Raw genomic sequence first — 23,612 nt, 5'->3', positions numbered from 1 at the left:
GCGTCGGCACCGGCCGGGCGCGGTCCCGCGGCACGGCACGTCGTACCCCCCAGTCTCCCGCCCTCCGTGGCCGTCGGCAAACGCAACCCGCGTGTCCCGGAACCCCCTTCGGCGGGCCTGACCGCTCGCACCCCGGCGGTGGGGGACGGGACCGGGGCGCGCCGGCCGGACGGCGGAAACCGTCCGGCCGGCTTCCCCGTCATCGTGACGCGCGGCTGAACAGGCGGAAGACGGCCAGGAGGATGAGGGAGCCGACGATGGCGGCGATCCACGTGGAAAGCTCGAAGAATCCGTCGACGGAGTCGACGCCGAAAATCACCTTGCCGAGCCATCCGCCGAGCAGTGCGCCCACGATACCGATCAGTATGGTGACGATGATTCCTCCCGGGTCCTTCCCGGGCATCAGCATTTTGGCGATGATGCCCGCCAGGAGTCCGATGAGGATCCAAGCGATGATTCCCATGGTGCCTTCTTTGCCTCGTCGCGTTGAATAACGGTCGATTCCGCTTCTACGCCGACCAAGCGATTCTCAAACCTCTTCCCACGGGCCGTGCCCCCCTCGGGGCGGCAGCCGGGCCATGATCGTCCCAAGTGGGCCCGGAGGTAGGGTGGTTCTCGTACGCCAGTTCTCGACTGCGCGCGCCGCACGTCATATCAAGGGGGACCCCGCATGAACCAGACCACTCGTCACGCCGCCGTCGTCGCGGCCGCCGTCGCCGCCCTCGCGGGCGCGGCCACGGCCGGTGCCGCCAACCCGGCGGGCTCGGACGGCAAGGACGGCATCAGCGTCGTCGCCCACATGGGGATGCTCTCCGCTCCCGTCGACGCCCCCGCCGCGGGCGACCTGGCCGTGGTCCAGCACGTGGCCCTCTGAACCCCGCCGCATGAGCGAACACCGCGCCGCCCCATCGGCCGGGCCGCCGCCCGTGGTGGAGAGGCTGGTCGAGCTCTCCACCCGGCTGCAGCGGATGTGGGACGCACGGCCGACGGTGACGTTCCCGGGCTGGGGGCACCCGTTCCGTGCCCTCGGGGAGCTGCTGCCCGAGCAGGACGTGATCCACGCGGACCGGCACCCGCAGATGGTGCCGCTGCTGTGGTACCCCGCCCTGCGCGCGCGGGGGCCCGGGGGCCGGGTGGTCGTCGAGGTCTTCGACCACCTGCCGCGGGAGGAGGACGCGGCGCCGCTGATGCTGCGCCGCCAGGACCTCGCCGGGCTGTACAGCTGGGCGGTGCTCACCGGCTCCGTCGCGCAGTGGATCCGCGACGTCACCGGCGGCGCGGCCCTGCTGGAAGTGGGGGCGGGATCCGGCTACTGGGCACGGCAGTTGTCCCGGGCCGGCCTGGACGTCCTGGCCACGGACCTGAACGACGTCGAGACGAACGCCTTCACCCACGGCTTCCGTTACGCCGACATCGAGACGGCGACGGCCGTCGACGCGGTGCGGCGCCACCCCGGCCGCACCCTGATGCTCGTATGGCCGCCACCCGCGGACGCGATGGCCGCGGAGGCGCTGCGCGCCCACGGCGGGGACACGTTCCTGTACGTGGGGGAGGGGCCGGGCGGGATGTGCGCCGACGAGGACTTCTTCGGCGAGCTGAGCCGCCATTGGACCGCCGGGGCCACCTGCCCCCTGACCGTGCGCTGGCTCGGCCACGGCGACGGCGTCACCCTCTACCGGCGCCGCTGACGGGTCCGCCGCAGCCCGCCCGGCCGCCGCCCCCCCCCGCATGGAAAACCGCCGTCCGGGCAGGCGACGGATGAAGAACGGCCGGGCGTGCTCGGGGCGCGCCCGTGGACGAGAGCATGCGAGGCGGTGCGTACGCATGGACATCCGGCCGGCCGTATCGCGCGGCCCGACCCTCATGGAGCCCGAGGAGTTCCTGGAGATCGCCTACGACGTGGGCCGCGACTACCACCGCTGGCGGCCGAGGCTGTCGGAGCCGGACGGCGAGGGCGGCTGGCTGCCGCTGTTCCGGACCGGCCTCTTCGGGGTCTGGGCCCTCGGCTGGGAGTGCCTGTCACCGGGGGCCGCCTACCTCGACCACGAGCGCATACGCGGAGCGGTGTACGTGGCGCGGGGAGCCCTCACGCACGAGCGGGCCCGGCTCGGCGACGCTCCCCGTACCGAAGAGGTCGGGGCGGGCCTGGGCTTCTGCTTCGACGAGACCTTCTACCACCGGATGCACCCCGTCCGGGAAGCGGGGCCGACCGTCACCGTCCACGTCTTCGCGCCGGCCGGCCCGGAGGCGTCCCCCGACGGCGAGGACGGGCCTTCGCCCGCTCTGTGGCTCGGCCTGCCCTGACGGCATCCACCCCGGAAGCCGGGGTAGGCGCCCCGCATGGCCGTGACCGTCGGCACCTCCGGGTGGCAGTACCGGGACTGGTCGGGTGTGTTCTATCCCCCTGACCGGCCGCAACGGCTGTGGCTGGAGGAGTACGCGACGCACTTCCGGACGGTGGAGAACAACAACGCCTTCTACCGTCTGCCGTCCCCCGACACCTTCGCCCAGTGGCACGACCGCACTCCGCCCGGCTTCGTGATGGCCGTGAAGGCCAGCCGGTTCCTCACCCACATCAAGCGGCTGCGCGACCCGGCCGAGCCGGTCCATCGGCTGATGGCGCACGCCGCCTCCCTCGGGGACCGGCTCGGCCCCGTCCTGCTCCAGCTGCCGCCGACGCTGCGCGCGGATCCGGAACTGCTCGACCGCTGCCTCGCCTGCTTCCCGGCCGGCGTCCGGGTCGCCGTCGAGCCCCGGCACGAATCCTGGTGGACGCCGGCCGTGCGGTCGGTGCTGACCGGGCGCGGTGCCGCCCTGTGCTGGGCGGACCGGGGATCGCGGCCGGTGACACCGCTGTGGCGCACCGCCGACTGGGGCTACGTCCGCTTCCACGCGGGCCGCGCCCGCCCCTGGCCCCGCTACGGCAGGGCCGCCCTGCGCGGCTGGGCGGCCCGGGTGGCCGACGCCTGGCCCCCCGAGGCGGACGTCTTCGCGTACTTCAACAACGACCCCGGTGGGGCCGCCGTGACCGACGCCCGCGCCTTCGCCCGCCTCACGGGCGGCCCGGGACCCGGCGGGGCCGTCCCGGAAGCGGGCCGCGCGGCGCCCGCGCGGACCGGCGAGCCTCCCTGAGGCCCCGATCGGGGAGCCTGCCGCGGGCCGGGGAGTTCCTCAGCCGGCCGGCGCCGTGGCGCCGGACTGGGGGAGCGTCGCCGCGTTGCCGGCGCGTACGGCCAGCAGTACGGCGTCGTGCAGGGCCCGGCTCGCCTCCTCGCTCGGACAGGGCGCCGGGCTCCCCGCCAGGGTGAGCCACTCCGTGGCGCCGCTGTGCTGGACGGCGACGTGGGCCAGCCGGTCGGCCTCGGTCCAGGTCGTGTGCACGTCGAGCTCGCCGGTCAGAAGAACCGATTCGGCGGTTCTCACCCCGCCCCGCCCGGCGAAAACGCCGCGCGTGGTCCATGATGCCCAGGTCATCCGGCCTCCAGGGTCCGTCCCGTAGCGGTACGGGACATTGATGCGTACGGATCTGGCGTGATACCCGCCTGAAGCGGGATATATACCGGTTCGCCCTGGCCTTTCGGATGTGCCCGACTCAGCCGGCGGCCGGGGTGAGGACCACGAAGTCGGCGTTCCAGGGGTCGAGGCAGACGGAGAGGCGGCCGATGCCCTCCACGTCCTGCGGGTCCGTCTGCGTGTTGCCGCCGTTCCCGGTGACCGCGGCGACGGCGGCGTCGCAGTCGGGGACGGCGAACACGGGGTGCCAGTACGGCCGCCCGTTCGTGAGGCCGAGGTGCTCCGGGGCCAGTTCCATGAGCCCGCCGTGCATGCGCTCGTCCGGGAGCCCCGCCGGAGTGATCAGCGAGTACGTGCCCCCGCCGCCGGGCAGCTCCATGTCGCTGAACCGCCAGCCGAGGACGCCGCCGTAGAACTCCCTCGCGGCCGCGGCGTCGCTGGTGAACAGCTCGGTCCAGCACAGCGAGCCCGGCTCGTCCACCAGCTCGACCCCCTTGTCCGTGCCCGGCTGCCAGACGGCGAACTGCCCGCCCAGGGGGTCGCTGAACTGGGCCATCCGGCCCGAGTCGTCCAGAGCCATCGGAGCCACCCGGACCGTACCGCCCGCGTCCTCCACCGCCCGGGTCGTGGCTTCCGCGTCCCCGACGCTGTAGTAGATCATCCACGCCGACCGCGCGCCCTGCTCGGTGAGCTTGCCGAGCCCGGCGACGATCTTCCCGTCCCTGCGGAACATCCCGCCTTCCATGCCCCCCATGGACTCGTACTCCCATCCGAACACGGCGCCGTAGAAGGCCGCCGCGGCCGGGACGTCGGGGGTGCCGAGGTCGAGCCAGCAGGGGGAGCCGGGGACGTAATCAGTGGTGATCATGGGCGCGGGCCTTTCAGGGAGCCGGTACGACCCAGCGTGGCACCGGACACCCGCCCCCGCCCGTCAGAGCGGACGCCAACCGGCCCGGACGCGGTCCCTCCGGAAGGGGGACGGGGGAGGGGGAGCGGCTCAACCGCCGGCGGGCAGCCGGTCCGTACGGGAATCCGTGCACGCGCGGGCGTCGCGGGCGCGTGCCCCGAGCAGCTCCCGGAACCCGGCCGTCGCGTACCGGTCGGCGGTGGCCGAAGCCGGACCGGGAAGGCCCGCGATCCGGGCCATCAGCTCCCGCGGCTGGATCTGCCAGCCGACGACCAGGACCCGGAGCCCCCGGCGTTCGGCGCGCCGGTGCAGGTCGAGGAGGTGCAGCAGGCCGTCGGCGTCCATGAAGGGGACCCCGTGCAGATCGATCATGAGGACCCGCTCGGCGGGGGTGGCGTACTCCAGCGCGCGCCGGAGCTCCGCGTCCGCCTCCTCGTCGAGTTCGCCGCAGGCACTGACCAGGACGGTGGTGCCGCGGTACTGGACGTCCGTGGTGATCAACACGTTCCCCTTCCCGATTCGCCCGCGCGGGCGGCGGCCCGCGGGGCCACCATCCTGGCGTGGTGCCCCGCGGGAGGGGTAAGAGGCTCGCTGACGTCCGCCCGGGTTGTCAGGTTTCGCTCAGGCCGGTACCGCGTGCCGGGCGGTACCGGCCCGCGTCCGGGCGCCTCACGCCGCCAGCGCGTCGTGCGCGGCGCGGGCCCCGGGCCGGAGGGCCGACAGCGTCGTGGTGCCCTCGCCGCGGACCGAGTCGAGCACGGCGTCGTGGAGGAGCCGGCTGGCGTACCCGTTGGGGCACGGCACGGGGCCGCCGGCCACGGGCCACCAGGTGGAACCGCCCGGGTGGCGTACGGTCACCCGGGCCAGCCCGTCGGACCAGGCGGTGTGCACCTCCAGTTCCCCCGTGAGGACGCCGGCGTCCTGTGTCCGGACGCCGCCGCGGCCCGCCACGACCGAACGCGTCGTCCACGAGGCCCAGCCCATGGTGCTCGCCTTCTTCCGCTCTGTTCCTCGGACCCCGGCTCCTCGGCGGGGTCAGCTGGACAGTGATTCGAGGAGCTCGCCGACCTTCGTGTCGGGCAGCGCACGTGCGACGTCGGCCTGGGCCACCATTCCGACGAGGTCGTGGCCGTCGATGACGGGCAGCCGCCGGACCTTGTGCCGGGCCATCGTGCGCAGGATCTCGTCGGCGTCGTCGTCGGCCCCGATGGTCACCGCCTCGCCCTGGGCCAGTTCGCCGGCCTTGCACTGGGCGGGGTCCTTGCCCTCCGCCAGGACCTTGACCACGATGTCGCGGTCAGTGAGCATCCCCTTCAGCTTGTTGTCGGTGCCGCAGATCGGCAGGGCACCGACCCCGAGCTCCTTCATCATCTCCGCTGCCCGGATGATGGTCTCCTCGGCACCGATGCAGTCGGCGCCCTCCGTCATGATCTCGCGGGCGGTGGTCATCAGCGGTTCCTCCTCGTGTTCTCGCGGTGGGTCTTGTTGTTGCGGCGGTCTTCTTCTCCCGGCCGGTCTCGTCCAGGTGCGGCCTCATCCGGTGAGGGCGGGCAGCACCTTGTCGCGGTAGGCCTCGAAGAAGGCCTGGTCGTCCGGGCCGATCTGGCCGATGTACACCTCCTCGAACCCCGCCTCCACATAGGCGCGGACGGCCTCCACGTGCTCCTCGACGTCGGGGCCGCAGGGGACGGCGTCGGACACCTGGCGGCGGGTGACGAGTTCACTCGCCTGCTCGAAGTGCGCCGGGGTGGGCAGGATCTGGTTCAGCTCGCCCGGCAGCTGCTCGGTCGGCCACAGACGGTGCGCGGTGTCGACTGCCTTGTCCCGGTCCTCGCCCCAGCACACCTTGAGGCCGCCGATCACCGGCTTCCCCTCGCCCCCCGCGTCCCGGAAGCGCTTGATGGCCTCCTCGTCGGGGCCCATGGTGACGAACCCGTCGCCGATGCGCCCGGCCAGGTCCGCCGCCTTCGGCCCGAAGCCGGAGACGTGAATGGGCAGCGGGCCCCGCGGCGCGGTGTACAGGCGGGCGTTCTCCACCGTGTAGTGCCGGCCGCGGTGGCTGACCTGACGGCCGGTGAAGAGCTCGCGCATCACCTCGACGGCTTCCTCCAGCATCTCGGCCCGCTCGTCGAAGGCCGGCCAGCGGTCGCCGAGGATGTGTTCGTTGAGGGCCTCGCCGGTGCCCACGCCCAGCGCGAAGCGGCCCTCCAGCAGCCGGCTCGACGTCGCCGCGGCCTGGGCCGTCACCGCCGGGTGCATCCGCATGGTGGGGCAGGTGACCAGGGTGGTCACCGGCAGCTCCACGGTCTGCGACAGGGCCCCGATCACCGACCAGACGAGCGGGCTGTTGCCCTGGGCGTCGTTCCACGGGTGGAAGTGGTCGGAGATCGCCAGCCGGCTGAAACCGGCGTCGGCGGCCCGCCGGGCCTGCTCCAGAAGCCGGTCCGGGGGGAATTCCTCGCAGGCCAGGAAGTAGCCGAAAGCTGTCATCGGTCTCGTGCCTCCAGGGACGGGAAGTACGTGGCTCCGTGGTCGGCGCGTGCCCCCGCCGACGGGGGGGCAAACCTCGCGCCCCGCGCTGCGGGGCGGGCCGGCCCTCGAACCCACCCCGGGGCCGTCGTCAGGCCGGGGGGAACCGGTCGCGGTGGGCCGCCAGCCAGGTGGCGAAGTCCTGGAGGGCCGGGTTGATGCCGCGCACGGCGTCCAGGTCCCGCGCACCGGTGAAGGAGGCCTCGCAGTCGGCGTAGAACTGGAACATGTTCCCCGCCTCGTCGGCGCCGGGAAAGCCGAGGGCGCGGAACGCGTCCGGGGTCAGGGGCCGGTAGCGGACCGGCCGGCCCAGGGACTCGGTGAGGGCCGCGGCCATGTCGGCGACCCGCAGGTGCTCGCCGGCGACGCTGATGGTGGCGGCGACGAAGTCGGCACCCGTCCTGAAGATGGCGTGCGCGATCCTGCCGATGTCGTCGACGGCCATGCCGGACAGCCGCTTGTCGCCCATCGGGTAGATCAGCTCCAGGCCCCCGTCCTCCGTCTCCCTCGGCGCGAAGCTGCCCAGCAGGTTGTCCCAGAAGAAGGTGGTCCGCAGGAACGTGACCGGCACCCCCGCGTCGAGGAAGTACTGGTCCGCCTCCGCCTTGGCGTCGAAGTGCGGAACCTTGTACTGGCCCTGGAGCGTCGGCATCCGGTCGTCGTCCACCGGAATGCAGTGGCGCGTGTCCTCCAGGGTGGACCAGATCGCGTGCTGCACGCCCGCGTGCCCGGTCGCCCGGGCGAGGGCCGCCGCCTGCCGCTTCTCGCGGGCGGCGTCCATGTCCTCCCAGAAGTTGGTCACCAGGAACGCCCCGTACGCGCCTTCGAGGGCGGGTCCGAGGCTCGCTTCGTCGTCCATGTCGGCCCGGACCACCTCCGCCCCGAGCCGCTCCAGCTCCCGCGCCCGTTCCGAGTCCGGACGGCGGGTCACGGCGCGCACCGCGAAGTCGCCGTCCCGGTCCTCCAGGATCGACCGGGCCAGGGAGCCCCCCTGCTGCCCGGTCGCTCCGAATACGGTGATCGTCCGCTTCCCGGTCATCGCCGGCCACCCACTCCCGCACGCGTTCCTCGCCCCGTGGGACGTTTCCGCCGCGAACATACGGGCGGCGGACCGGACGCCACCGGCGCCACACCCCGGGCCCGCCCGTATGGCCGCACGAGACGGCGCCCCCTCGGTCCCCCGCGCCGAGGGGGCGCCGGGCCCGGGCCGGTCACCGGCGGAGGCGACCGGGTACCGCGCCCGAGTCAGCCCCCGCGGCCACCCGCGCCGGGGTCAGCAGGACGCGTTGTTGGAGTCGTAGACGCTGCCCAGGTTGCCCGCGTACATCCAGCCGCTGTAGGTGCGGCCGCCCGTGTACACGTCACCGTGGTACCAGAGGTTGCCCGCGCCGTTGACGTACCGGCAGTCGATGCTGAACTCGGTGCTCGCCGGGACGTACGTGCGCACCCCGCAGTCCGCGCTCGGACCCGACCGCAGCGGCGAGCTCTTGCCGGAGACCGTGAACGAGTAGCCGGGATCGTACGGGCCCCAGCCGGGCGACGAGCACGCGGCGGCGGCCGCGCTGGCGGTCGTGGGGGCCACGACGGCCAGCGGGGCCGTGAAGGCGGCCACGGCCAGGACCGCACCCGCGAGACGCTTCTTCATGGAGCACTCCTTCGGGAAGACGCTGTCGGCTTGCCCGGCACAGCCTGCGCCCGCACGGACACCGGATTCGACTCGTTTCGGGCTGTCCCGAAACGACGGCGGTGGGGAGCATCGCCCGCAGGGGCGGCTGAGGAGGAAGGCGTGCTGCGGTTGCACTTCACGGCGCAGGACCTGGCACGGGTGAGGGTGGCCCTCCTGGGGCCGCTCGCGGAGACGGAGCTGAGCCTGTGGAACCTGCAGCGGCGTGACGCCAAGGCGCTCTTCGGCGGCTGGCGTGCGCGCACCGGCCCCCTGATCACGGGCGACGGGCCGGACACCGCGAGGTTCCTCGGCTCTCCGCGCGGGGAACTGGTGGACCTGTTCACCCTGGTGGGCGCGGCGGCCCGGATCGACGAGGGCGTCGAGCGGCTGCGCGGAGCACCCCGGCGCAGGCTGCGCGCGGAGTTCGCGGTGGTCGCGGGCGGGCCCCGGCGGCACGCTCCCTGGCTGGCGGAGGCGGTGGACGCCGGCCCGCGAGCGGTGGCCAGGCTCGCCACCGCCCTCCTGGACTGCCACCGCGTGGCCGTGGCCCCGTACTGGGAGCGCATCCAGCAGCACCTCGAGGGGGAGCTGGCCCGGCGCGGGCGGCTCATGGCCCAGGGCGGGGTCGGGGCCCTGCTGGACAGCCTGCGCCCGATAGCGCTGTGGGAACCGCCCGTGCTGGAGGTCCCCGGCTACCGGCCGCTGGTCCACCGGGCGGCCGACTTCCACCTGGCGGGGCGCTCGCTCGTACTGGCCCCGTCGGTGTTCTGCGGGCCCGTCCCCCAGCTGTTCGCGGGCCCCGAGGCCGACACGGTCCTGGTGGTGTACCCGGCCCTGACCAGTCCCGTCGACGCGGCCGAGCTGTGGGCCCCGGCCGTCGGCCCGCGCCGCGCCGGCACTCCGGTGCCGCCGGCCCTGTCCGCGCTCCTCGGCCGCACCAGGGCGGTGGTGATGTGCGTGATCGCCGACCACCCCGCGTGCACGACCACGCAGCTCGCCCGGCGTGCGGGCATCTCGCCGGCCAGCGCCAGCGAGCACGCCACCACCCTTCGCGGCGCCGGGCTGGCCGCCCTCACCCGCGACCGGAAGACCGCCCTGCACACCCTCACCCGTCTCGGCCGCACGCTGCTGGACGGAATGTGAGCGCGGCGCCGCGCTGCTGAACTCGCTGGTCGGGCGGCGCACGCCCTGAACCCCGGCGGGGTCAGCTCACTGGCCGACCCTTCCGTCGACGCACTCGCGCAGCAGGTCGGCGTGGCCGCAGTGGCGGGCGTACTCGTCGATCCTGTGCACCATCAGCTCCCGGATCGCGATGGAGTCCTTCCCCACGCGCTCGCCCAGGTCCGGATGCGCGGCCAGCGCGGCGTCGGTCGCGGCCTGCTCGCGCTCCAGGTCCGCGTACGCGGCGTCGACCACGGCCTGGTCGGCGACGGCCCCGTGGAAGTCGGCGTCGCGCTCGCCGTACAGCTTGGGCAGCGGGTCGCCGTCGGTGATCCAGTTGTGCCAGTCCCGCTCCACCTCGGCGAGGTGACGGATCAGCCCGAGCAGCGACATCGTCGACGGCGGAACCGACCGCCGGGCCAGCTGCTCGGGGTCCAGGCCCTCGCACTTCATCCTCAGGGTCAGGCGGTAGCCCGTCAGGAAGTCCAGGAGCGTGGCGAGCTCGCCGTCCGGGCTCGTTCCGGTGTTGTTGCGGGGGTCGTCGTCCGGATCCGCCCACATGTCGGCGTACACGGTCGACTGGGTCCATCGCGCGGGTTGTTCACTCATGCGGCCCATGATCGTATGCGACGGCCCGGGTCGGCCAGAGAGATTCCGCCCGGCCGGCTCCCGGGGCGGGCGGCGAGCGGGGCGAGGGCCCTACGGAGAGCTCCCGAAGGCTGCCCGGGCCGCTGAAGGCGTTCGTGAGCCGCGTCTCACCCGGCCTCCGGCACTTGTCTATGCAACGAGTTGCATAGAAAGATCGGGGGCATGGCGCTCGACCACGCGATCCTCGTCTCCCTGCTGGAGATGCCGGGCTCCGGATACGAACTGGCCCGGCGGTTCGACCGGTCCATCGGCTACTTCTGGACCGCCACCCACCAGCAGATCTACCGCGTGCTGGGCCGGATGGAACGGGACGGCCAGCTCACCGTCCGCGAGGTCCCGCAGCAGGGCCGGCCGGACAAGAAGGAGTACTCCGTCGCCGCCCCCGGCCGCGCGGCCCTCTCCCGGTGGCTGCACGAGCCGATCGAACCCGAGAGCATGCGCCACGACCTGGCCGTGAAGATCCGCGGCGCGGCCTTCGACGACCCGGCCGCGCTGATCCGCGAGGTCGAACGGCACCACCGGGTGCACGGCGAGCGGCTCGCGCACTACCTCGCCGGGGAACTGCGCGACTTCACCGGGCCCGAGGCCCCCGCCCCGCTCGACGCCGCGCAGGAGCTCCAGCACGCCGTGCTGCGCGGCGGCATCGCGTACGAGCGGATGACGATCGCCTGGCTGGACGACGTCCTCGCCACGCTGAGGCGTCTCGGCACGGCACCGCCGTCCGCCTGAACACCCCCACCTCCCTCCCCCTCCCCTCCCTCTCCGGAAGGCGACCCCTCATGGCCGACTCCCTGCTCTTCAACCCGCGCACCTACGACCCCGCGCACTTCGACCCCGAGACCCGCAGGCTGCTGCGCGCCACCGTCGACTGGTTCGAGGAGCGCGGCAAGCGCAAGCTGATCGAGGACTACCGCTCCCGCGCCTGGCTCGGGGAGTTCCTGGCCTTCGCGGCCAAGGAGGGCCTGTTCGCCACCTTCCTCACCCCGGCCTCCGCCGCCGGACGGGAGGACCAGCGCTGGGACACCGCCCGGATCGCCGCCCTCAACGAGATCCTCGGCTTCTACGGCCTCGACTACTGGTACGCCTGGCAGGTGACGATCCTCGGCCTCGGCCCGGTCTGGCAGAGCGAGAACGCCGCCGCCCGCGCCCGCGCCGCCGAACTCCTCACCCACGGCGAGGTGTTCGCGTTCGGTCTGTCCGAGCGCACCCACGGCGCCGACATCTACTCCACCGACATGCTGCTGGAGCCCGACGGCGACGGCGGGTTCCTGGCCAGCGGCTCCAAGTACTACATCGGCAACGGCAACGCCGCCGGACTCGTCTCCGTCTTCGGCCGCCGCGCCGACGTCGAGGGGCCGGACGGATACGTCTTCTTCGCCGCCGACAGCCGCCACCCCGCGTACCACGTGGTGCAGAACGTCGTCGACTCCTCCAAGTACGTCAGCGAGTTCCGCCTCGACGCCTACCCGGTGTCCCCGGACGACGTCCTGCACACCGGCCGGGCCGCCTTCGACGCCGCCCTCAACACCGTCAACGTCGGCAAGTTCAACCTCTGCACCGCCTCCATCGGCATCTGCGAGCACGCGATGTACGAGGCCGTCACCCACGCGCAGAACCGCGTCCTCTACGGCCGCCCCGTCACCGCCTTCCCGCACGTGCGCCGTGAACTGGCCGACGCCTACGTCCGCCTCGTCGGCATGAAGCTCTTCAGCGACCGGGCCGTCGACTACTTCCGCTCCGCCGGCCCCGACGACCGCCGCTACCTCCTCTTCAACCCGATGACGAAGATGAAGGTGACCACGGAGGGCGAGAAGGTCATCGACCTCATGTGGGACGTCATCGCGGCCAAGGGCTTCGAGAAGGACACCTACTTCGCCGAGGCCGCCGTCGAGATCCGCAGCCTGCCCAAGCTCGAGGGCACCGTCCACGTCAACCTCGCGCTGATCCTCAAGTTCATGCGCAACCACCTGCTGGAGCCGGTCGCGTACCCGGCCGTGCCGACCCGCCTCGACGCGGCCGACGACGACTTCCTCTTCCGGCAGGGGCCGGCCCGCGGCCTGGGCTCCGTGCGCTTCCACGACTGGCGCCCCGCCTTCGACGCGTACGCCGAGGTGGCGAACGTGGCCCGGTTCCGCGAGCAGGCCGACGCCCTGTGCGAGTTCGTCGCCACCATCGCCCCGGACGAGGCGCAGAGCCGCGACCTGGACTTCCTCCTGTCCGTCGGCCAGCTGTTCGCCCTGGTGGTGCACGCCCAGCTGATCCTGGAGCAGGCCCGCCTGACGGACCTGGACCCGGACGTCCTCGACGAGCTGTTCTCCGTCCTCGTGCGGGACTTCTCCGGACACGCCGTCGAACTGCACGGCAAGGATTCCGCCACCGAGGCGCAGCAGGCCTGGGCCCTGGGCGCCGTACGCCGGCCCGTCGTGGACGAGGACCGCGCGGCGCGGATCTGGCAGCGCGTCGAGGCCCTGTCCGGGGCGTACGAGATGGCGCCGTAGCCACCGGGTGCCCCGAAGCGGGCCCGCGGCCGGCCGTGCCGGTCGCGGGCCCGCCGTGGACGGTGGCCCTTCCCCGGGCCGAGGCGCTCCGCCCCGTTCACACCTTCCAGCGCAGCACCGCCCCCAGACCGCCCGCCGGGCCCGCCATGTCCGCCGGCACGACCAGCACCTCGCAGCCCGCGGCCGCGGCCGAGCGCAGCAGGGCGTCGTCCGCGCGCGCCCGTACGGGCTTGCCGACGCCCATCGCCTGCGCCTGGCCGCGCTGCACCGCGACCTGGTCCACGCCGGGACCCACCCAGACCTCGCGCGCCGCGTCGGGGCCGTCCGGGGTGAGCAGCAGGGTCGCCGCCTGGTGGCTGCGCACGGCGTCCACCACGGCGGGCATGCCCTCCGCGGCCTGACCCGGCCCGGTGTCCACGGTGGACTCCCTGTGCTCGCCGGGCCGGCCCCGGCCGGCGCGGAACCGTTCCAGGGCGCTCTCCAGGCGCTCGCGGGCGAAGGCCTCGCGCACCCGCGCGATCTCGCGGTCGAGGGCGTCCCGGGAGGCGCCGGGCGAGCGGCCGCCGGCGTCGATCTCGACGGTCACCGCCCGCATCGCCTCGGGCAGGCGGTGGTGGACGGCCCGGCGCTCGCGGACGTCACCGGCGAGCACCACCAGGCCGGCGCCGCTCTCCGGCCACTGCCGGGCCAGCTCGGCGGCGATGGCGTCGGCCGTCTCGTTCCAGGCGTTCTCGACCTTGTTCCGGTAGTGCCACTCGTAGCGGTCGGCCGGCACCCCGCGGTGCCCCCGGTCCGGCCCGCGGCTGCCCCGCGCCCGGCCCACGGCCTCCCGGTGCAGGCCGTCGCACAGCTCGAGGTCGGCGCCGGTACGGTCGACGTGCGCCACCAGGCAGCTCGGCTCGTCCCCGCGCAGACCGGCCAGCGGGGCGACGTGCGGCAGGACCGACCAGGTCGCCGCGGTGGCGGCGGGGGCCCGGGCGAGCGGGACGTCCAGCAGGATCTCGGCGCCCGAGGCGAACAGCGCACGGCCGGGCGGCGCGCCGCCGGCGGGCTCCCCGGCGAGCCGGTTCACCACGGCCCGGACGGTGTAGGCGTCGGCGCCCGCGTCGATCAGCTGCGACGCCACCGCCCGCTCACGCAGGGCCTGGATCCGCTGCGCGTCCTCGGTGGCGCGGGTGGTCTCGACGTACACCGACGCCCAGGGGCCGGGACGGGAGAAGAGCGGTTTGAGGAAGCCCAGTTCCATGACGTCCCCCAAGGGGTTCAGGAAGGCGTGAGGGTCCTCCTCCAGAATGCCCCGCCCGCCCCCGGCCTGCCCACTGGCCGGCCGGCGGTGGCCGGTGGCCGGGGCGGCGGGGGCGGGCGGGCGTGCCGGTACGGACGGGTCAGGAGAGGTCGAAGCGGTCGAGGGTCATCACCTTGTCCCACGCCGCCACGAAGTCACGTACGAACTTCTCGCCCGCGTCCTGGGAGGCGTACACCTCGCACAGGGCCCGGAGCTGGGAGTGCGAGCCGAAGACGAGGTCGACCGCGGTCGCGGTCCACTTGACCTGGCCCGTGGCGCGGTCCCGGCCCTCGAACACGTTCTCCTCCGTGGCCGAGGGCGACCACTGCGTCCCCATGTCCAGCAGGTTCACGAAGAAGTCGGCGGTCAGCGTCTGCGGCCGGCTCGTGAGGACGCCGTGCGGGGAGCCCTTGAAACCGGCGTTCAGGGCCCGCATGCCGCCCGTCAGCACCGTCATCTCGGGGGCCGTGAGCGTCAGCATGTTGGCGCGGTCCAGCATGAGGGTCTCCGGCGACAGCTTCTCCCCCTCCCCGAGGTAGTTGCGGAAGCCGTCCGCCCTGGGTTCGAGGACGGCGAACGCCTCCACGTCGGTCTGCTCCTGCGAGGCGTCCGTACGCCCCGGCGCGAACGGGACGGTGACCCGGTGACCGGCGTCCTGCGCGGCCTTCTCGACGGCCGCGCAGCCGCCGAGGACGATCAGGTCGGCGAGGGAGACCTTCTTCCCGCCGGTCTGCGCGGCATTGAAGTCCTCCCGGATCCGGTCGAGGGCCCGCACCGTCTGCGCCACCTCGTCCGACGCGTTGACCTCCCAGTCCTTCTGCGGAGCGAGCCGGATCCGCGCCCCGTTGGCGCCGCCCCTCATGTCGGTGCCGCGGAAGGAGGCGGCCGCGGCCCAGGCGGTGGCCGCCAGCTGCGAGACCGACAGCCCCGAGCCGAGGACCCGGGCCTTGAGGTCGGCGATCTCGGCGTCCCCGACCAGCTCGTGATCGACGGCGGGGACCGGGTCCTGCCACAGCTGCGGCTCGGGGACCCACGGGCCCAGGTAGCGGGATACGGGCCCCATATCGCGGTGCAGCAGCTTGTACCAGGCCCTGGCGAAGGCGTCGGCGAGCCGGTCCGGGTTCTCGTGGAAGCTCCTCGAGATCGGCCCGTAGACCGGATCCAGCTTCAGCGCGAGGTCCGTCGTCAGCATCATGGGGGCGTGCCGCTTCGACGGGTCGTGCGCGTCGGGCACCGTGCCCTGGGCGGAGGGATCCGTCGGGGTCCACTGCTGGGCGCCGGCCGGGCTCCTCGTCAGCTCCCAGTCGTACCGGAAGAGGTTGTCCAGGTAGCCGTTGTCCCACCTGACGGGCTCGGTCGTCCACGCACCCTCGAGCCCGCTGGTGATGGTCTCGGCCCCCTTTCCGGAACCGAACGAATTCGTCCATCCGAGGCCCTGCTGCTCGAGGGGCGCGGCCTCCGGTTCCGGACCGACGTACTCGGGGTCGACCGCCCCGTGGCATTTGCCGAAGGTGTGGCCGCCGACGATCAGCGCGACCGTCTCCTCGTCGTTCATCGCCATGCGCGCGAACGTCTCGCGGATGTCCCTGGCCGCGGCGAGGGGGTCCGGGTTTCCGTTCGGACCTTCCGGATTGACGTAGATGAGTCCCATCTGCACGGCGCCGAAGGGACCCGCGAGCTCCCTGTCGCCGCTGTAGCGCTCGTCACCGAGCCAGGTGTCCTCAGGACCCCAGAAGATTTCCTCGGGTTCCCAGATGTCCTCCCGGCCGAAGCCGAATCCGAAGGTCTTGAAGCCCATCGACTCCATCGCGCAGTTCCCGGCGAAGACGAGGAGGTCCGCCCACGAGACCTTCCGGCCGTACTTCTGCTTGACCGGCCAGAGCAGACGTCGCGCCTTGTCGAGGCTCGCGTTGTCGGGCCAGCTGTTGAGGGGAGCGAAGCGCTGGGCGCCGGACCCGCCGCCGCCCCGGCCGTCGGCGATCCGGTACGTTCCCGCCGCGTGCCAGCTCATCCGGATGAAGAGCGGCCCGTAGTGGCCGTAGTCGGCGGGCCACCAGTCCTGCGACGTCGTCATCACCTCGAAGAGGTCCCGCTTGAGGGCCTCGACGTCCAGGTCCGCGAATTCCCGCGCGTAGTCGAAGTCCTCGCCCATCGGGTTGGACCGGGGCGAGTGCTGGTGGAGAACCTGGAGGTCGAGCTGGTTCGGCCACCAGTCCCGGTTCGTCCTGGGGCGGGTCGGCGTGGCGGCCGGGGAGGGAATTGCGGGGTTCTCGCTTTCGCTGCCGGACACGTCCGTCCTTCTTCCTGTCTCGGTGTTTCCACCTGCTGGCTGCTTGCTCTCCGCGTCCGTATGGTCGCGCACCGTGGACGGTGCCGCCGAGAGAACACGCAGGGCTCCTGGAACGGGTGCCGTCCCCCGGGCGGGGCCCGGGGGACGGCGGACGTGCGGGGACCGGCGGCTACGGCTTGTTGGCGAGCGCTCCGAGATACCGGTTGAGCTGCTTCATGCGGGCGTCGATGCCCTGGATGGAGGACGTCAGGAGCTGGAGCTCCTGCACCGCGGCGAGGACGGCCAGCAGGCCGGCCCGCGCCGACGGATCGGTGACGTCACGCAAAGCCGTCCGCGCCTCTTCGAGGAGGTGCGAGGGGGCCGGGCCGGCCGCCGGTGCCGAGGGCGGTTCCATCGCGTCATCCCACCTTCCGGTCGGTGGAGGAGGCTCCGTCGCGGTTCGAGGAAGGCCTCCACCCGGTTTCGTCGCCTGCCCCCGCCGCGACCTGTCAAACGGCGGGCGCGGCCCGTACGGCGGACGCGGGCCGGGAACGCGTTAGCGGTGCGCGCCACCGGGCAGATGCCGGGGGACCGACGTGCGAGGAGGAGGAATCGCGGTGAAGGCATCGAAGATCGCGTACAAGCCCGTGGGGCTGGTGCTCGGCGCGGCCGGGGGCGCACTGGCGGGCGTCGCGTTCAAGCAGCTGTGGAAGAGGCTCGGGCACGAGGACGACGCACCGAACGCCACCGACGAGGACCGCTCGTGGCGGGAGATCCTCATCGCCGCGGCGCTGCAGGGCGCGGTCTTCGCCGCCGTCAAGGCGGCGGTCGACCGGAGCGGCGCCGTGGCCGCCAAGCGCCTGACCGGCACCTGGCCCGCCTGACCCGGCCGCGGGATTCCGGGCGGGCCGGGCCTCCGGTTTGGTGCCGGGGGCGCCGGGAAGAAGCCGACTGCCGCCCTGCGGTCCCGAACCCGGGGCGGACCACGGCGTAGGAGCCGGACCCCCGGCCCGGAGGTGGTGGCGATGGACGCGGGCGTGCGCACCGGCTCGGCCCCGGCCGCCGGATCCGGGCCCGGACCGGAGCTCGGACAGGAGTACGACGCCACTCCCTACCTCCCTTCGCGGGGAGGCCTGCGGAACCTCGAGCGGGCGGCGTCGGGCTGCAAGGGGTGCCCGCTCTTCCGGGACGCCACCCAGACGGTCTTCGGCAGCGGCCCGGCCGGCGCGCGGCTGATGCTGGTCGGGGAGCAGCCCGGCGACCAGGAGGACCTGCGGGGCGAACCCTTCGTGGGTCCGGCCGGCCGGCTGCTGCACAAGGCCCTCGACGAGGCCGGGCTCGCGGACGAGGGCGCGTACCTGACCAACGTGGTCAAGCACTTCAAGTTCACGCTCGCCCCGCGCGGCAAGCGCCGCATCCACAAGGCCCCCAGCCTGCGCGAGATGGCCGCCTGCCGGCCGTGGCTCCTGGAGGAACTGCGGCTGGTCGACCCGGAGGTGCTGGTGGTGCTCGGCGGTACGGCGGGCAAGGCGCTGCTCGGGTCCTCGTTCCGGGTGGGGGAGCGGCGCGGAGTGCTCGTGCCCATGCCCGCACCGCTCGGCGGGGAGTCGGGCCCGGCGGCCGGGCAGCTGCTGGCGACCGTCCACCCCTCGGCCGTGCTGCGCTCCGAGGACCGGGAGGCCGCCTTCGCGGGGCTGGTCGCGGACCTCTCCGTGGCCGCCGCCGCGCTGGGCCGCCCGGGACCGACGCCGTCTGAATGAGCCGCCCCCACCCGGGCAGGCGGACGGTACGGACCGCTCCGCCGGATCCGTTGGACCCGGTCCGCCGGATCCGTACACACGCACAAGAGCGAAGGAGTCACCATGCCTCGCGGTTCCAGCCCCAAGCGCGAACGTCAGTACGAGCACATCAAGGAGAGCGCCGAGCAGCGCGGCGAGAGCACCGGACGGGCCGAGGAGATCGCCGCGCGCACGGTCAACAAGGAACGCGCCCGCTCGGGCGAGTCGAAGACCGCGAGCCGCTCCTCCACCCAGGACACCTCCTCCTCCAAGCGGGGCGGGCAGCGCTCTCACAGCGGCTCGCAGGGCCCCACCAAGGAGCAGCTCTACAACGAGGCCAAGCAGAAGAACATCGAGGGCCGTTCGAAGATGGACAAGTCCGAACTGAAGCGTGCCCTCGGCCGCTGACCCCTCGCTCAGAAGGCCCGGGCGGGCCGGCCGTGCCCGCCCCCGGCCATGTCCTCCCGACCGAAGAACCGAGGCTCCCGGAAGTCGGTCTCCATGTCCCTCCACCCCGTCCACCCGACACCGACGCTCCACCTGGCCCTGCACGGGCGGGGTGCGGCCGCCGAGGCGCGCCAGGCGGCGCGGGACTTCCTCGAGCCCTTCAGGGGCGGGGAGCCGCCGTATTTTCCGGCCCGCGCGCTGGACGCCGCCCTGCTGGTGATCAGCGAACTCGTCACCAACGCCGTCCGCCACGCCAGCGGCGACTGCGCACTCGACCTGCACCTGGTGTCGGACGGCGTCGACGTCGACGTGACGGACAGCAGCAGCGCGGAGCCGCGGGCCCGGCGACCGGACCAGCGGGGGGAGGGCGGATGGGGATGGCACCTGGTCAACCTGCTGGGAACCGATGTGGAGATCCGCCACCACGACGGCGCGGAGGCGGGCAAGACCATCCACGTCCACATCCCCCGCGATCCGCTCGTACGGTGACCCGCTCCGGGCGGGTCACCGTACGAGCGGCCGACGCGGTCCCACGCCGGCCGCCGACGGCGTCAGACGACCTCGCTGCGGCGCCCGCCCTCCGGGATGACCAGCGGCGTACCGGCGACCGGGCAGCGGATCACGGCCGCGCGGAGGCCGAAGACCTCGTGGACGAGGTCCGGCGTGACGATCTCGGACGGCGGGCCGGCCGCGACGACCCTTCCGTCGCGCATGGCGACCAGGTGGCCGGCGTAGCGGCAGGCGAGGTTGAGTTCGTGCAGGACCATCACCACGGTGCGGCCCTCGGAGCGGTTGAGCTCCGCGACGAGTTCGAGGACGTCCACCTGGTGGGCGAGGTCCAGGTAGGTCGTCGGCTCGTCCAGCAGCAGCACCGGCGTGTGCTGGGCCAGCGCCATCGCGATCCACACGCGCTGGCGCTGACCGCCCGACAGCTCGTCGATGGAACGCGTCGCCAGCTCCTGCGAGCCCGTCGCCGCCAGCGCCGCGTCCACCGCGGCCTCGTCGGAGGAGGACCACTGGCGCCACCACCGCTGGTGCGGGGTACGGCCCCGGGCCACGAGGTCGCGTACGGAGATTCCGTCCGGGGCGCTGGGCGTCTGCGGCAGCAGGGCGAGCCGCAGGGCGAACTCGCGTGCGGACAGGCCCGCGATGTCCTCGCCGTCCAGGTGCACGGCGCCGCCGGCCGGCTTGAGCAGCCGGGCCAGGGCCCGCAGGGCGGTGGACTTGCCGCAGGCGTTCGGGCCGACCAGAGCGGTCACCTTCCCGGCCGGGATGTCCAGGTCGAGGTCCTCGGAGACGATCCGGTCGCCGTACCCCAGCCGCAGTCCTTCCGCGCGGAGCGCGGAGGGGGCGGTGCCGGTCGGCGGGGTCTCGGTCAGTGGGGCGGTCATGTCAGCCTCCCTTTCCGGCCCGGTTGGTACGGGCGAGTAGCAGCAGCAGGTAGGGCGCGCCGACGGCGCCGGTGAGCACGCCGACGGGCAGCTCGGTCGGGGCCAGGACGGTGCGCGCCCCGAGGTCGGCCAGGATCAGCAGGACCGCTCCGGTGAGGGCGCTGGTGATCAGCGGGATCCCGGCGGTGCCGGCGAGCCGCCGGGCGATCTGCGGGGCGCCCAGGGCGACGAAGGCGATCGGCCCGGCCGCGGCCGCGCCGAGCGCGGTGAGGCACGTGGCGAGGACCAGCAGCGCGATCCGCGAGTGCCGCAGCGGCATTCCGAGGCTCCGCGCGGTGTCGTCGTCGTACTGGAGCAGCTGGTACGGGCGGGCCAGTGCCAGGGTCAGCGGCAGCAGCACGGCCAGCGCCAGCCCGGCCCACTGGACGTGCTCGTAGCCGCGGCCGTTGAGGCTGCCGGTCAGCCACACCATGGCGCGGGACGCCTGGTCGATGTCGGCGCGGGCCAGCATCCAGCGGGTCAGCGCGACCAGGGCGCCGTTCGCGGCGAGGCCGACGAGGACGAAGCGGTAGCCGGTGATGGTGCCGTCCCGGAACGCCAGCAGGTAGATGACGACCGCGGTCAGCAGGGCGCCGGCGAGGGCTCCGAACGGGACCGCCGCGAAGGTGCCCGCGCCGGCCGCGGTGACCCCGCCGATGAGGATGGCGCCCACCGCTCCGGCTCCGGCGCCGCCCGCGATGCCGATCAGGTCCGGGCTGGCCAGCGGGTTGCGGGTGACGGCCTGGAACACGGCCCCGGCCAGCCCGAACGCGGCCCCCACCAGCAGGGCCGTCAGGGCCCGCGGGAGGCGCAGCTGGTGGACGATGAGGTCGGCCGCGCCGGAGCCCGTGCCCAGTACGGCGGTCAGTACGTCGCCCACCGGAATGGCGAAGGTGCCCAGCGACACGGAGGCGATCAGCCCCGCGAAGCCGGCCGCCACGAGGGCGAGCACCACCAGCGCGACCCTGGGCCGCACGGCCACGCCGAAGGGCCCGGCTTCGAGCCTCAGCCGCGGAACGGCCTTGCGGCGGACCGCCGGGACCGGCGTGCCGGTCGTACGCGTCACGCTCATCGGGTGTGCTCCTTGAGCTTGCCGCGCTTGACCAGCAGCGCGAGGAACGGCGCGCCCAGCAGCGCGGTCACCACACCCGCCTCCAGCTCGCCGGGCCGGGCGACCATCCGGCCGACCACGTCGGCGGCGAGCATCAGCGACGCCCCGCCCAGCGCGGAACACGGGACCAGCCAGCGGGCGTCGGGCCCGGTGAAGGCGCGTACGACGTGCGGCACGACGAGGCCTACGAAGGTCACGGGGCCCGCGGCGGCCACGGCGGCGCCGGTCAGCAGGACCACCGCCAGCGCGCCCAGGGCGCGGGTGGACCTGACCGGGGTGCCGAGCGAGCTGGCCAGGTCGTCCCCGAGGGCCAGGGCGTTGAGCCGGCCGCTCAGGCCGAGGGCGAGGGCGAGGCCGACGATGAGGAACGGGAGGAGTTCCATGCCCAGTTGGGCCTCCCGGCCGGCCAGCGAGCCGACCGCCCAGAACCGGTACTGGTCCAGGGTGCGCACGTCCATCAGCACGAGCGTGTTGGTGCCGGCGTCGAGCAGTACGGTCACCGCCGCGCCGGCCAGGGCGAGCTTGGCGGGAGTCGCGCCGCCGTAACCGGTACCGCCGACGGCGTAGGCGATGAGTCCGGCCAGCGCCCCGCCGAGGAAGGCGAACCAGATGTACTGGTACGAACTCGTCAGCCCCAGGACGCCGATGCTCGCGGCGACCGCGAACGAGCCTCCCGCGCTGATGCCGATGAGGCCGGGGTCACCGAGCGGATTGCGGGTGATGTCCTGGGCCACCGCTCCCGCGGCGCCCAGGGCGAGGCCGACCAGCAGCCCCAGGAAGGTTCTGGGCATGCGCAGTTCGCGGATGACGATCGCGTCGCCCTCCTCGCTGCCGCCGATCGCCGCGAGGACGTCGGAGAGCGGCACGGATTTCGTGCCGATCGCCAGGGAGGCGCACACCATGGCCGCCACGAGGGCGAGCAGGAAGGTGAGCACGAGGGGTCGGGACAGGGTTCGTCGGGGTGGCGGAACTGCCGGGACGGGGGCCGCGGCGGCATCGGCGGTGACGGGCTTCAGAGACACTCAGACAAGGTAAGGGATGCCTAACCGTATCCGCTCTTCGGCCCCCGTCTGGATTTGGCCACGAAGAGCGGCTACTGTTCACCACGCATTTACTCAGGCAAGGCTTACCTAAGAGCGCCTCACCCTTAGAGCACGCGTTCCCTCTGGAGAACTGAGAACCGATGAACAGCTTCACCCACCGTCGCCGGCCGGGCCGGATCGCCTCTGCCGTCCTCACGGCGGCCATGGCCCTCTCGCTCGCCGCCTGTGGCAGCGGGGATGACGGCAAGTCGGCCGCCGAGTCGTCGCCGAAGCCGGCCGCCGAGTCCGCCGGCTTCCCGCGCACCATCACCCACGACAAGGGCAAGACCGAACTGAAGGCCAAGCCCAAGCGTGTGGTGGCGCTGGACAACAGCCTGGTCGAGGCGGTCGTGGCGCTCGACGCGCCGCTGGTCGGCGGCATCGGGTCCTACCGTGACCAGAAGGGCTTCCCGGCGTACCTGGGTGACGCGGTGAAGGACACCAAGGACGTCGGCCCGCTCGACAACCCGAACCTCGAGGCGATCGCGGCCCTGAAGCCCGACCTCATCGTCTCGGCGACCGTGCGGCACGCCGACTTCTACGACCGGCTGAGCCAGATCGCGCCGACCGTCTTCGTCAAGACCACCGGCCCGATCTGGAAGGAGAACATCACGTTCCTCGGCCAGGCGCTGGGTCAGGAGGAGAAGGCCCAGGCGAAGCTCACGGCCTACCAGACCCGCGCCAAGAAGATCGGTGACGCGATCAACGCCAAGGGCGGCGGCGCCAACGGCAAGCCCACCTTCTCGGTCCTCCGCTTCGTCGACGGCCCGACGCGCATCTACCTGCCCAAGACGTTCAGCGGCATCATCCTGAACGACATGGGTCTGACGCGGCCCGAGAACCAGCGCGACGAGTCCAAGTTCAACATCGAGATCAGCGAAGAGCAGATCCAGCAGGCGGACGCCGACCACATCTTCATGACCTCCTTCTCGGGCGGTGAGGAGCGCAAGAAGAAGTTCACCGCCAACCCGCTGTGGCAGCGCCTCAACGCGGTGCAGAAGAACCAGGTTCACGAGGTCGACGACGCGAGCTGGATGACCTCGGTCTCCCTCCAGGGCGCGGACATGGTCCTCGATGACCTGGCCAAGGCCTTCCAGGTGGACCCCGCCAAGTAGGCGGACGCCGGGAGGGCGGGCCCCGCCCGCCCGCAGCGCCTTCCTCCCGCCTCGACGCAAAGGCCCCGGCCGCGTACTGGCGGTTTCTAGGGGTCGTGGCAACACGTGGTCGGTTGATCAGGCCGCGAGGAGTTTATGCAAACGCTCGGCTGGGGTTTCCCAGCCGAGCGTTT

Annotated in this window: 28 protein-coding genes; 12 read left to right on the top strand and 16 right to left on the bottom strand. The window is 73.2% G+C overall.

The features are described 5' to 3' along the window. Positions 1-199: 199 nt before the first annotated feature. Entirely contained in the window at positions 200-463 is a 264-nt protein-coding gene (locus ACZ4WZ_RS00140; RefSeq protein WP_467883575.1) for a GlsB/YeaQ/YmgE family stress response membrane protein, read from the bottom strand. 207 nt (positions 464-670) lie between these two features. Here ACZ4WZ_RS00140 and ACZ4WZ_RS00135 point away from each other — a divergent pair, with 207 nt between their 5' ends. The 4 genes from ACZ4WZ_RS00135 (at position 671) to ACZ4WZ_RS00120 (ending at position 3,132) form a co-directional block, all read left to right on the top strand. Then, positions 671-874, top strand: coding sequence for a hypothetical protein (locus ACZ4WZ_RS00135; RefSeq protein ID WP_467883573.1), 204 nt, complete (start codon positions 671-673; stop codon positions 872-874). A gap of 10 nt (positions 875-884) precedes the next feature. Next, positions 885-1,688 (top strand): hypothetical protein, encoded by an 804-nt coding sequence (locus tag ACZ4WZ_RS00130; protein WP_467883571.1) that lies wholly within the window; start codon positions 885-887, stop codon positions 1,686-1,688. A gap of 136 nt (positions 1,689-1,824) precedes the next feature. Beyond that, positions 1,825-2,304 carry a cupin domain-containing protein gene (locus tag ACZ4WZ_RS00125; RefSeq protein ID WP_467883569.1) on the top strand — a complete coding sequence of 160 codons (480 nt, stop codon included), beginning with the start codon at positions 1,825-1,827 and terminating at the stop codon, positions 2,302-2,304. A 36-nt stretch (positions 2,305-2,340) separates the two neighbouring features. After that, on the top strand, positions 2,341-3,132 hold the full coding sequence (locus tag ACZ4WZ_RS00120; protein ID WP_467883567.1) for a DUF72 domain-containing protein: 792 nt from the start codon (positions 2,341-2,343) through the stop codon (positions 3,130-3,132). Positions 3,133-3,171: 39 nt separating this feature from the next. On the opposite strand, the gene ACZ4WZ_RS00115 is transcribed toward ACZ4WZ_RS00120, so the two are convergent. The 8 genes from ACZ4WZ_RS00115 to ACZ4WZ_RS00080 all read right to left on the bottom strand — a co-directional run bounded on the left by ACZ4WZ_RS00115 (position 3,172) and on the right by ACZ4WZ_RS00080 (position 8,594). Beyond that, positions 3,172-3,474, bottom strand: coding sequence for a hypothetical protein (locus tag ACZ4WZ_RS00115; RefSeq protein ID WP_467883565.1), 303 nt, complete (start codon positions 3,472-3,474; stop codon positions 3,172-3,174). A gap of 118 nt (positions 3,475-3,592) precedes the next feature. Then, positions 3,593-4,381: a VOC family protein gene (locus tag ACZ4WZ_RS00110; RefSeq protein WP_467883563.1), complete on the bottom strand. Its 789-nt coding sequence runs from the start codon at positions 4,379-4,381 to the stop codon at positions 3,593-3,595. Positions 4,382-4,510: 129 nt separating this feature from the next. After that, positions 4,511-4,924, bottom strand: coding sequence for an STAS domain-containing protein (locus ACZ4WZ_RS00105; protein ID WP_467883561.1), 414 nt, complete (start codon positions 4,922-4,924; stop codon positions 4,511-4,513). A gap of 165 nt (positions 4,925-5,089) precedes the next feature. Continuing rightward, positions 5,090-5,404, bottom strand: coding sequence for a hypothetical protein (locus ACZ4WZ_RS00100; RefSeq protein WP_467883559.1), 315 nt, complete (start codon positions 5,402-5,404; stop codon positions 5,090-5,092). A gap of 51 nt (positions 5,405-5,455) precedes the next feature. Beyond that, positions 5,456-5,869, bottom strand: coding sequence for a CBS domain-containing protein (locus tag ACZ4WZ_RS00095; RefSeq protein WP_467883557.1), 414 nt, complete (start codon positions 5,867-5,869; stop codon positions 5,456-5,458). Between the two features lie 84 nt (positions 5,870-5,953). Further along, the gene (locus ACZ4WZ_RS00090; protein WP_467883555.1) at positions 5,954-6,910 is read right to left on the bottom strand and encodes a TIGR03557 family F420-dependent LLM class oxidoreductase; all 957 of its coding nucleotides are present in this window, start codon (positions 6,908-6,910) and stop codon (positions 5,954-5,956) included. 130 nt (positions 6,911-7,040) lie between these two features. Next, positions 7,041-7,988: an NmrA/HSCARG family protein gene (locus ACZ4WZ_RS00085; protein ID WP_467883553.1), complete on the bottom strand. Its 948-nt coding sequence runs from the start codon at positions 7,986-7,988 to the stop codon at positions 7,041-7,043. Between the two features lie 234 nt (positions 7,989-8,222). Beyond that, positions 8,223-8,594, bottom strand: coding sequence for a hypothetical protein (locus ACZ4WZ_RS00080; protein ID WP_467883551.1), 372 nt, complete (start codon positions 8,592-8,594; stop codon positions 8,223-8,225). Between the two features lie 141 nt (positions 8,595-8,735). Here ACZ4WZ_RS00080 and ACZ4WZ_RS00075 point away from each other — a divergent pair, with 141 nt between their 5' ends. Beyond that, positions 8,736-9,758 carry a winged helix-turn-helix domain-containing protein gene (locus tag ACZ4WZ_RS00075; protein WP_467883549.1) on the top strand — a complete coding sequence of 341 codons (1,023 nt, stop codon included), beginning with the start codon at positions 8,736-8,738 and terminating at the stop codon, positions 9,756-9,758. Between the two features lie 66 nt (positions 9,759-9,824). Here ACZ4WZ_RS00075 and ACZ4WZ_RS00070 read toward each other — a convergent pair whose 3' ends face one another. Further along, on the bottom strand, positions 9,825-10,394 hold the full coding sequence (locus tag ACZ4WZ_RS00070) for a DinB family protein (RefSeq protein WP_467883547.1): 570 nt from the start codon (positions 10,392-10,394) through the stop codon (positions 9,825-9,827). 192 nt (positions 10,395-10,586) lie between these two features. Here ACZ4WZ_RS00070 and ACZ4WZ_RS00065 point away from each other — a divergent pair, with 192 nt between their 5' ends. Together ACZ4WZ_RS00065 and ACZ4WZ_RS00060 are read left to right on the top strand one after the other, a co-directional pair. Next, complete coding sequence (locus ACZ4WZ_RS00065; RefSeq protein ID WP_467883544.1) at positions 10,587-11,153, top strand: PadR family transcriptional regulator; 567 nt, start codon at positions 10,587-10,589, stop codon at positions 11,151-11,153. Between the two features lie 50 nt (positions 11,154-11,203). Next, positions 11,204-12,922: an acyl-CoA dehydrogenase family protein gene (locus tag ACZ4WZ_RS00060; protein ID WP_467883542.1), complete on the top strand. Its 1,719-nt coding sequence runs from the start codon at positions 11,204-11,206 to the stop codon at positions 12,920-12,922. A gap of 97 nt (positions 12,923-13,019) precedes the next feature. Here ACZ4WZ_RS00060 and ACZ4WZ_RS00055 read toward each other — a convergent pair whose 3' ends face one another. From ACZ4WZ_RS00055 to ACZ4WZ_RS00045, 3 genes are all read right to left on the bottom strand, one after another. Beyond that, the gene (locus ACZ4WZ_RS00055; protein WP_467883540.1) at positions 13,020-14,180 is read right to left on the bottom strand and encodes a baeRF2 domain-containing protein; all 1,161 of its coding nucleotides are present in this window, start codon (positions 14,178-14,180) and stop codon (positions 13,020-13,022) included. A 127-nt stretch (positions 14,181-14,307) separates the two neighbouring features. Beyond that, positions 14,308-16,497, bottom strand: a complete 2,190-nt coding sequence (gene katG, locus ACZ4WZ_RS00050; protein ID WP_467883538.1) for a catalase/peroxidase HPI — start codon at positions 16,495-16,497, stop codon at positions 14,308-14,310. 169 nt (positions 16,498-16,666) lie between these two features. Then, positions 16,667-16,891, bottom strand: a complete 225-nt coding sequence (locus tag ACZ4WZ_RS00045; protein WP_467883536.1) for a hypothetical protein — start codon at positions 16,889-16,891, stop codon at positions 16,667-16,669. Between the two features lie 202 nt (positions 16,892-17,093). Here ACZ4WZ_RS00045 and ACZ4WZ_RS00040 point away from each other — a divergent pair, with 202 nt between their 5' ends. The 4 genes from ACZ4WZ_RS00040 (at position 17,094) to ACZ4WZ_RS00025 (ending at position 19,190) form a co-directional block, all read left to right on the top strand. Next, positions 17,094-17,360 carry a DUF4235 domain-containing protein gene (locus ACZ4WZ_RS00040; protein ID WP_467883534.1) on the top strand — a complete coding sequence of 89 codons (267 nt, stop codon included), beginning with the start codon at positions 17,094-17,096 and terminating at the stop codon, positions 17,358-17,360. A 141-nt stretch (positions 17,361-17,501) separates the two neighbouring features. Continuing rightward, positions 17,502-18,236, top strand: coding sequence for a UdgX family uracil-DNA binding protein (locus ACZ4WZ_RS00035; RefSeq protein WP_467883532.1), 735 nt, complete (start codon positions 17,502-17,504; stop codon positions 18,234-18,236). 102 nt (positions 18,237-18,338) lie between these two features. Beyond that, positions 18,339-18,662, top strand: a complete 324-nt coding sequence (locus tag ACZ4WZ_RS00030) for a plasmid stabilization protein (RefSeq protein WP_467883530.1) — start codon at positions 18,339-18,341, stop codon at positions 18,660-18,662. Positions 18,663-18,755: 93 nt separating this feature from the next. Next, entirely contained in the window at positions 18,756-19,190 is a 435-nt protein-coding gene (locus ACZ4WZ_RS00025) for an ATP-binding protein (protein ID WP_467883528.1), read from the top strand. Between the two features lie 62 nt (positions 19,191-19,252). Here ACZ4WZ_RS00025 and ACZ4WZ_RS00020 read toward each other — a convergent pair whose 3' ends face one another. From ACZ4WZ_RS00020 to ACZ4WZ_RS00010, 3 genes are read right to left on the bottom strand one after another with little or no spacing between them, the layout of a single operon-like run. After that, a complete protein-coding gene (locus ACZ4WZ_RS00020; protein ID WP_467883526.1) occupies positions 19,253-20,092 on the bottom strand; it encodes an ABC transporter ATP-binding protein in 840 nt (279 codons plus the stop codon). A 1-nt stretch (position 20,093) separates the two neighbouring features. Then, positions 20,094-21,203, bottom strand: a complete 1,110-nt coding sequence (locus ACZ4WZ_RS00015; protein ID WP_467883524.1) for a FecCD family ABC transporter permease — start codon at positions 21,201-21,203, stop codon at positions 20,094-20,096. After that, positions 21,200-22,264 carry a FecCD family ABC transporter permease gene (locus ACZ4WZ_RS00010; protein ID WP_467883522.1) on the bottom strand — a complete coding sequence of 355 codons (1,065 nt, stop codon included), beginning with the start codon at positions 22,262-22,264 and terminating at the stop codon, positions 21,200-21,202. Before ACZ4WZ_RS00010 ends, ACZ4WZ_RS00015 begins: the two co-directional genes overlap by 4 nt. A 161-nt stretch (positions 22,265-22,425) precedes the next feature. Between ACZ4WZ_RS00010 and ACZ4WZ_RS00005 the strand changes: the two genes are divergently transcribed. Next, entirely contained in the window at positions 22,426-23,439 is a 1,014-nt protein-coding gene (locus ACZ4WZ_RS00005) for an ABC transporter substrate-binding protein (RefSeq protein WP_467883520.1), read from the top strand. Positions 23,440-23,612 lie beyond the last annotated feature (173 nt).

Source organism: Streptomyces sp. NPDC029122, from assembly GCF_055569445.1.
The sequence above is the reverse complement of the archived record's forward strand: the minus strand, read 5'-3'. Positions and strand labels throughout refer to the sequence as shown.

What these genes read in the sequence shown, in the direction of transcription:
- ACZ4WZ_RS00120 (WP_467883567.1), top strand. Translation starts at nt 2,341, where the DNA reads ATGGCCGTGACCGTCGGCACCTCCGGGTGGCAGTACCGGGACTGGTCG.
- ACZ4WZ_RS00110 (WP_467883563.1), bottom strand. Translation starts at nt 4,381, where the DNA reads ATGATCACCACTGATTACGTCCCCGGCTCCCCCTGCTGGCTCGACCTC.
- ACZ4WZ_RS00035 (WP_467883532.1), top strand. Translation starts at nt 17,502, where the DNA reads ATGGACGCGGGCGTGCGCACCGGCTCGGCCCCGGCCGCCGGATCCGGG.
- ACZ4WZ_RS00140 (WP_467883575.1), bottom strand. Translation starts at nt 463, where the DNA reads ATGGGAATCATCGCTTGGATCCTCATCGGACTCCTGGCGGGCATCATC.
- ACZ4WZ_RS00025 (WP_467883528.1), top strand. Translation starts at nt 18,756, where the DNA reads ATGTCCCTCCACCCCGTCCACCCGACACCGACGCTCCACCTGGCCCTG.
- ACZ4WZ_RS00115 (WP_467883565.1), bottom strand. Translation starts at nt 3,474, where the DNA reads ATGACCTGGGCATCATGGACCACGCGCGGCGTTTTCGCCGGGCGGGGC.
- ACZ4WZ_RS00095 (WP_467883557.1), bottom strand. Translation starts at nt 5,869, where the DNA reads ATGACCACCGCCCGCGAGATCATGACGGAGGGCGCCGACTGCATCGGT.
- ACZ4WZ_RS00100 (WP_467883559.1), bottom strand. Translation starts at nt 5,404, where the DNA reads ATGGGCTGGGCCTCGTGGACGACGCGTTCGGTCGTGGCGGGCCGCGGC.
- ACZ4WZ_RS00135 (WP_467883573.1), top strand. Translation starts at nt 671, where the DNA reads ATGAACCAGACCACTCGTCACGCCGCCGTCGTCGCGGCCGCCGTCGCC.
- ACZ4WZ_RS00020 (WP_467883526.1), bottom strand. Translation starts at nt 20,092, where the DNA reads ATGACCGCCCCACTGACCGAGACCCCGCCGACCGGCACCGCCCCCTCC.
- ACZ4WZ_RS00090 (WP_467883555.1), bottom strand. Translation starts at nt 6,910, where the DNA reads ATGACAGCTTTCGGCTACTTCCTGGCCTGCGAGGAATTCCCCCCGGAC.
- ACZ4WZ_RS00130 (WP_467883571.1), top strand. Translation starts at nt 885, where the DNA reads ATGAGCGAACACCGCGCCGCCCCATCGGCCGGGCCGCCGCCCGTGGTG.
- ACZ4WZ_RS00065 (WP_467883544.1), top strand. Translation starts at nt 10,587, where the DNA reads ATGGCGCTCGACCACGCGATCCTCGTCTCCCTGCTGGAGATGCCGGGC.
- ACZ4WZ_RS00085 (WP_467883553.1), bottom strand. Translation starts at nt 7,988, where the DNA reads ATGACCGGGAAGCGGACGATCACCGTATTCGGAGCGACCGGGCAGCAG.
- ACZ4WZ_RS00080 (WP_467883551.1), bottom strand. Translation starts at nt 8,594, where the DNA reads ATGAAGAAGCGTCTCGCGGGTGCGGTCCTGGCCGTGGCCGCCTTCACG.
- ACZ4WZ_RS00070 (WP_467883547.1), bottom strand. Translation starts at nt 10,394, where the DNA reads ATGGGCCGCATGAGTGAACAACCCGCGCGATGGACCCAGTCGACCGTG.
- ACZ4WZ_RS00015 (WP_467883524.1), bottom strand. Translation starts at nt 21,203, where the DNA reads ATGAGCGTGACGCGTACGACCGGCACGCCGGTCCCGGCGGTCCGCCGC.
- ACZ4WZ_RS00045 (WP_467883536.1), bottom strand. Translation starts at nt 16,891, where the DNA reads ATGGAACCGCCCTCGGCACCGGCGGCCGGCCCGGCCCCCTCGCACCTC.
- ACZ4WZ_RS00030 (WP_467883530.1), top strand. Translation starts at nt 18,339, where the DNA reads ATGCCTCGCGGTTCCAGCCCCAAGCGCGAACGTCAGTACGAGCACATC.
- ACZ4WZ_RS00005 (WP_467883520.1), top strand. Translation starts at nt 22,426, where the DNA reads ATGAACAGCTTCACCCACCGTCGCCGGCCGGGCCGGATCGCCTCTGCC.
- ACZ4WZ_RS00060 (WP_467883542.1), top strand. Translation starts at nt 11,204, where the DNA reads ATGGCCGACTCCCTGCTCTTCAACCCGCGCACCTACGACCCCGCGCAC.
- ACZ4WZ_RS00125 (WP_467883569.1), top strand. Translation starts at nt 1,825, where the DNA reads ATGGACATCCGGCCGGCCGTATCGCGCGGCCCGACCCTCATGGAGCCC.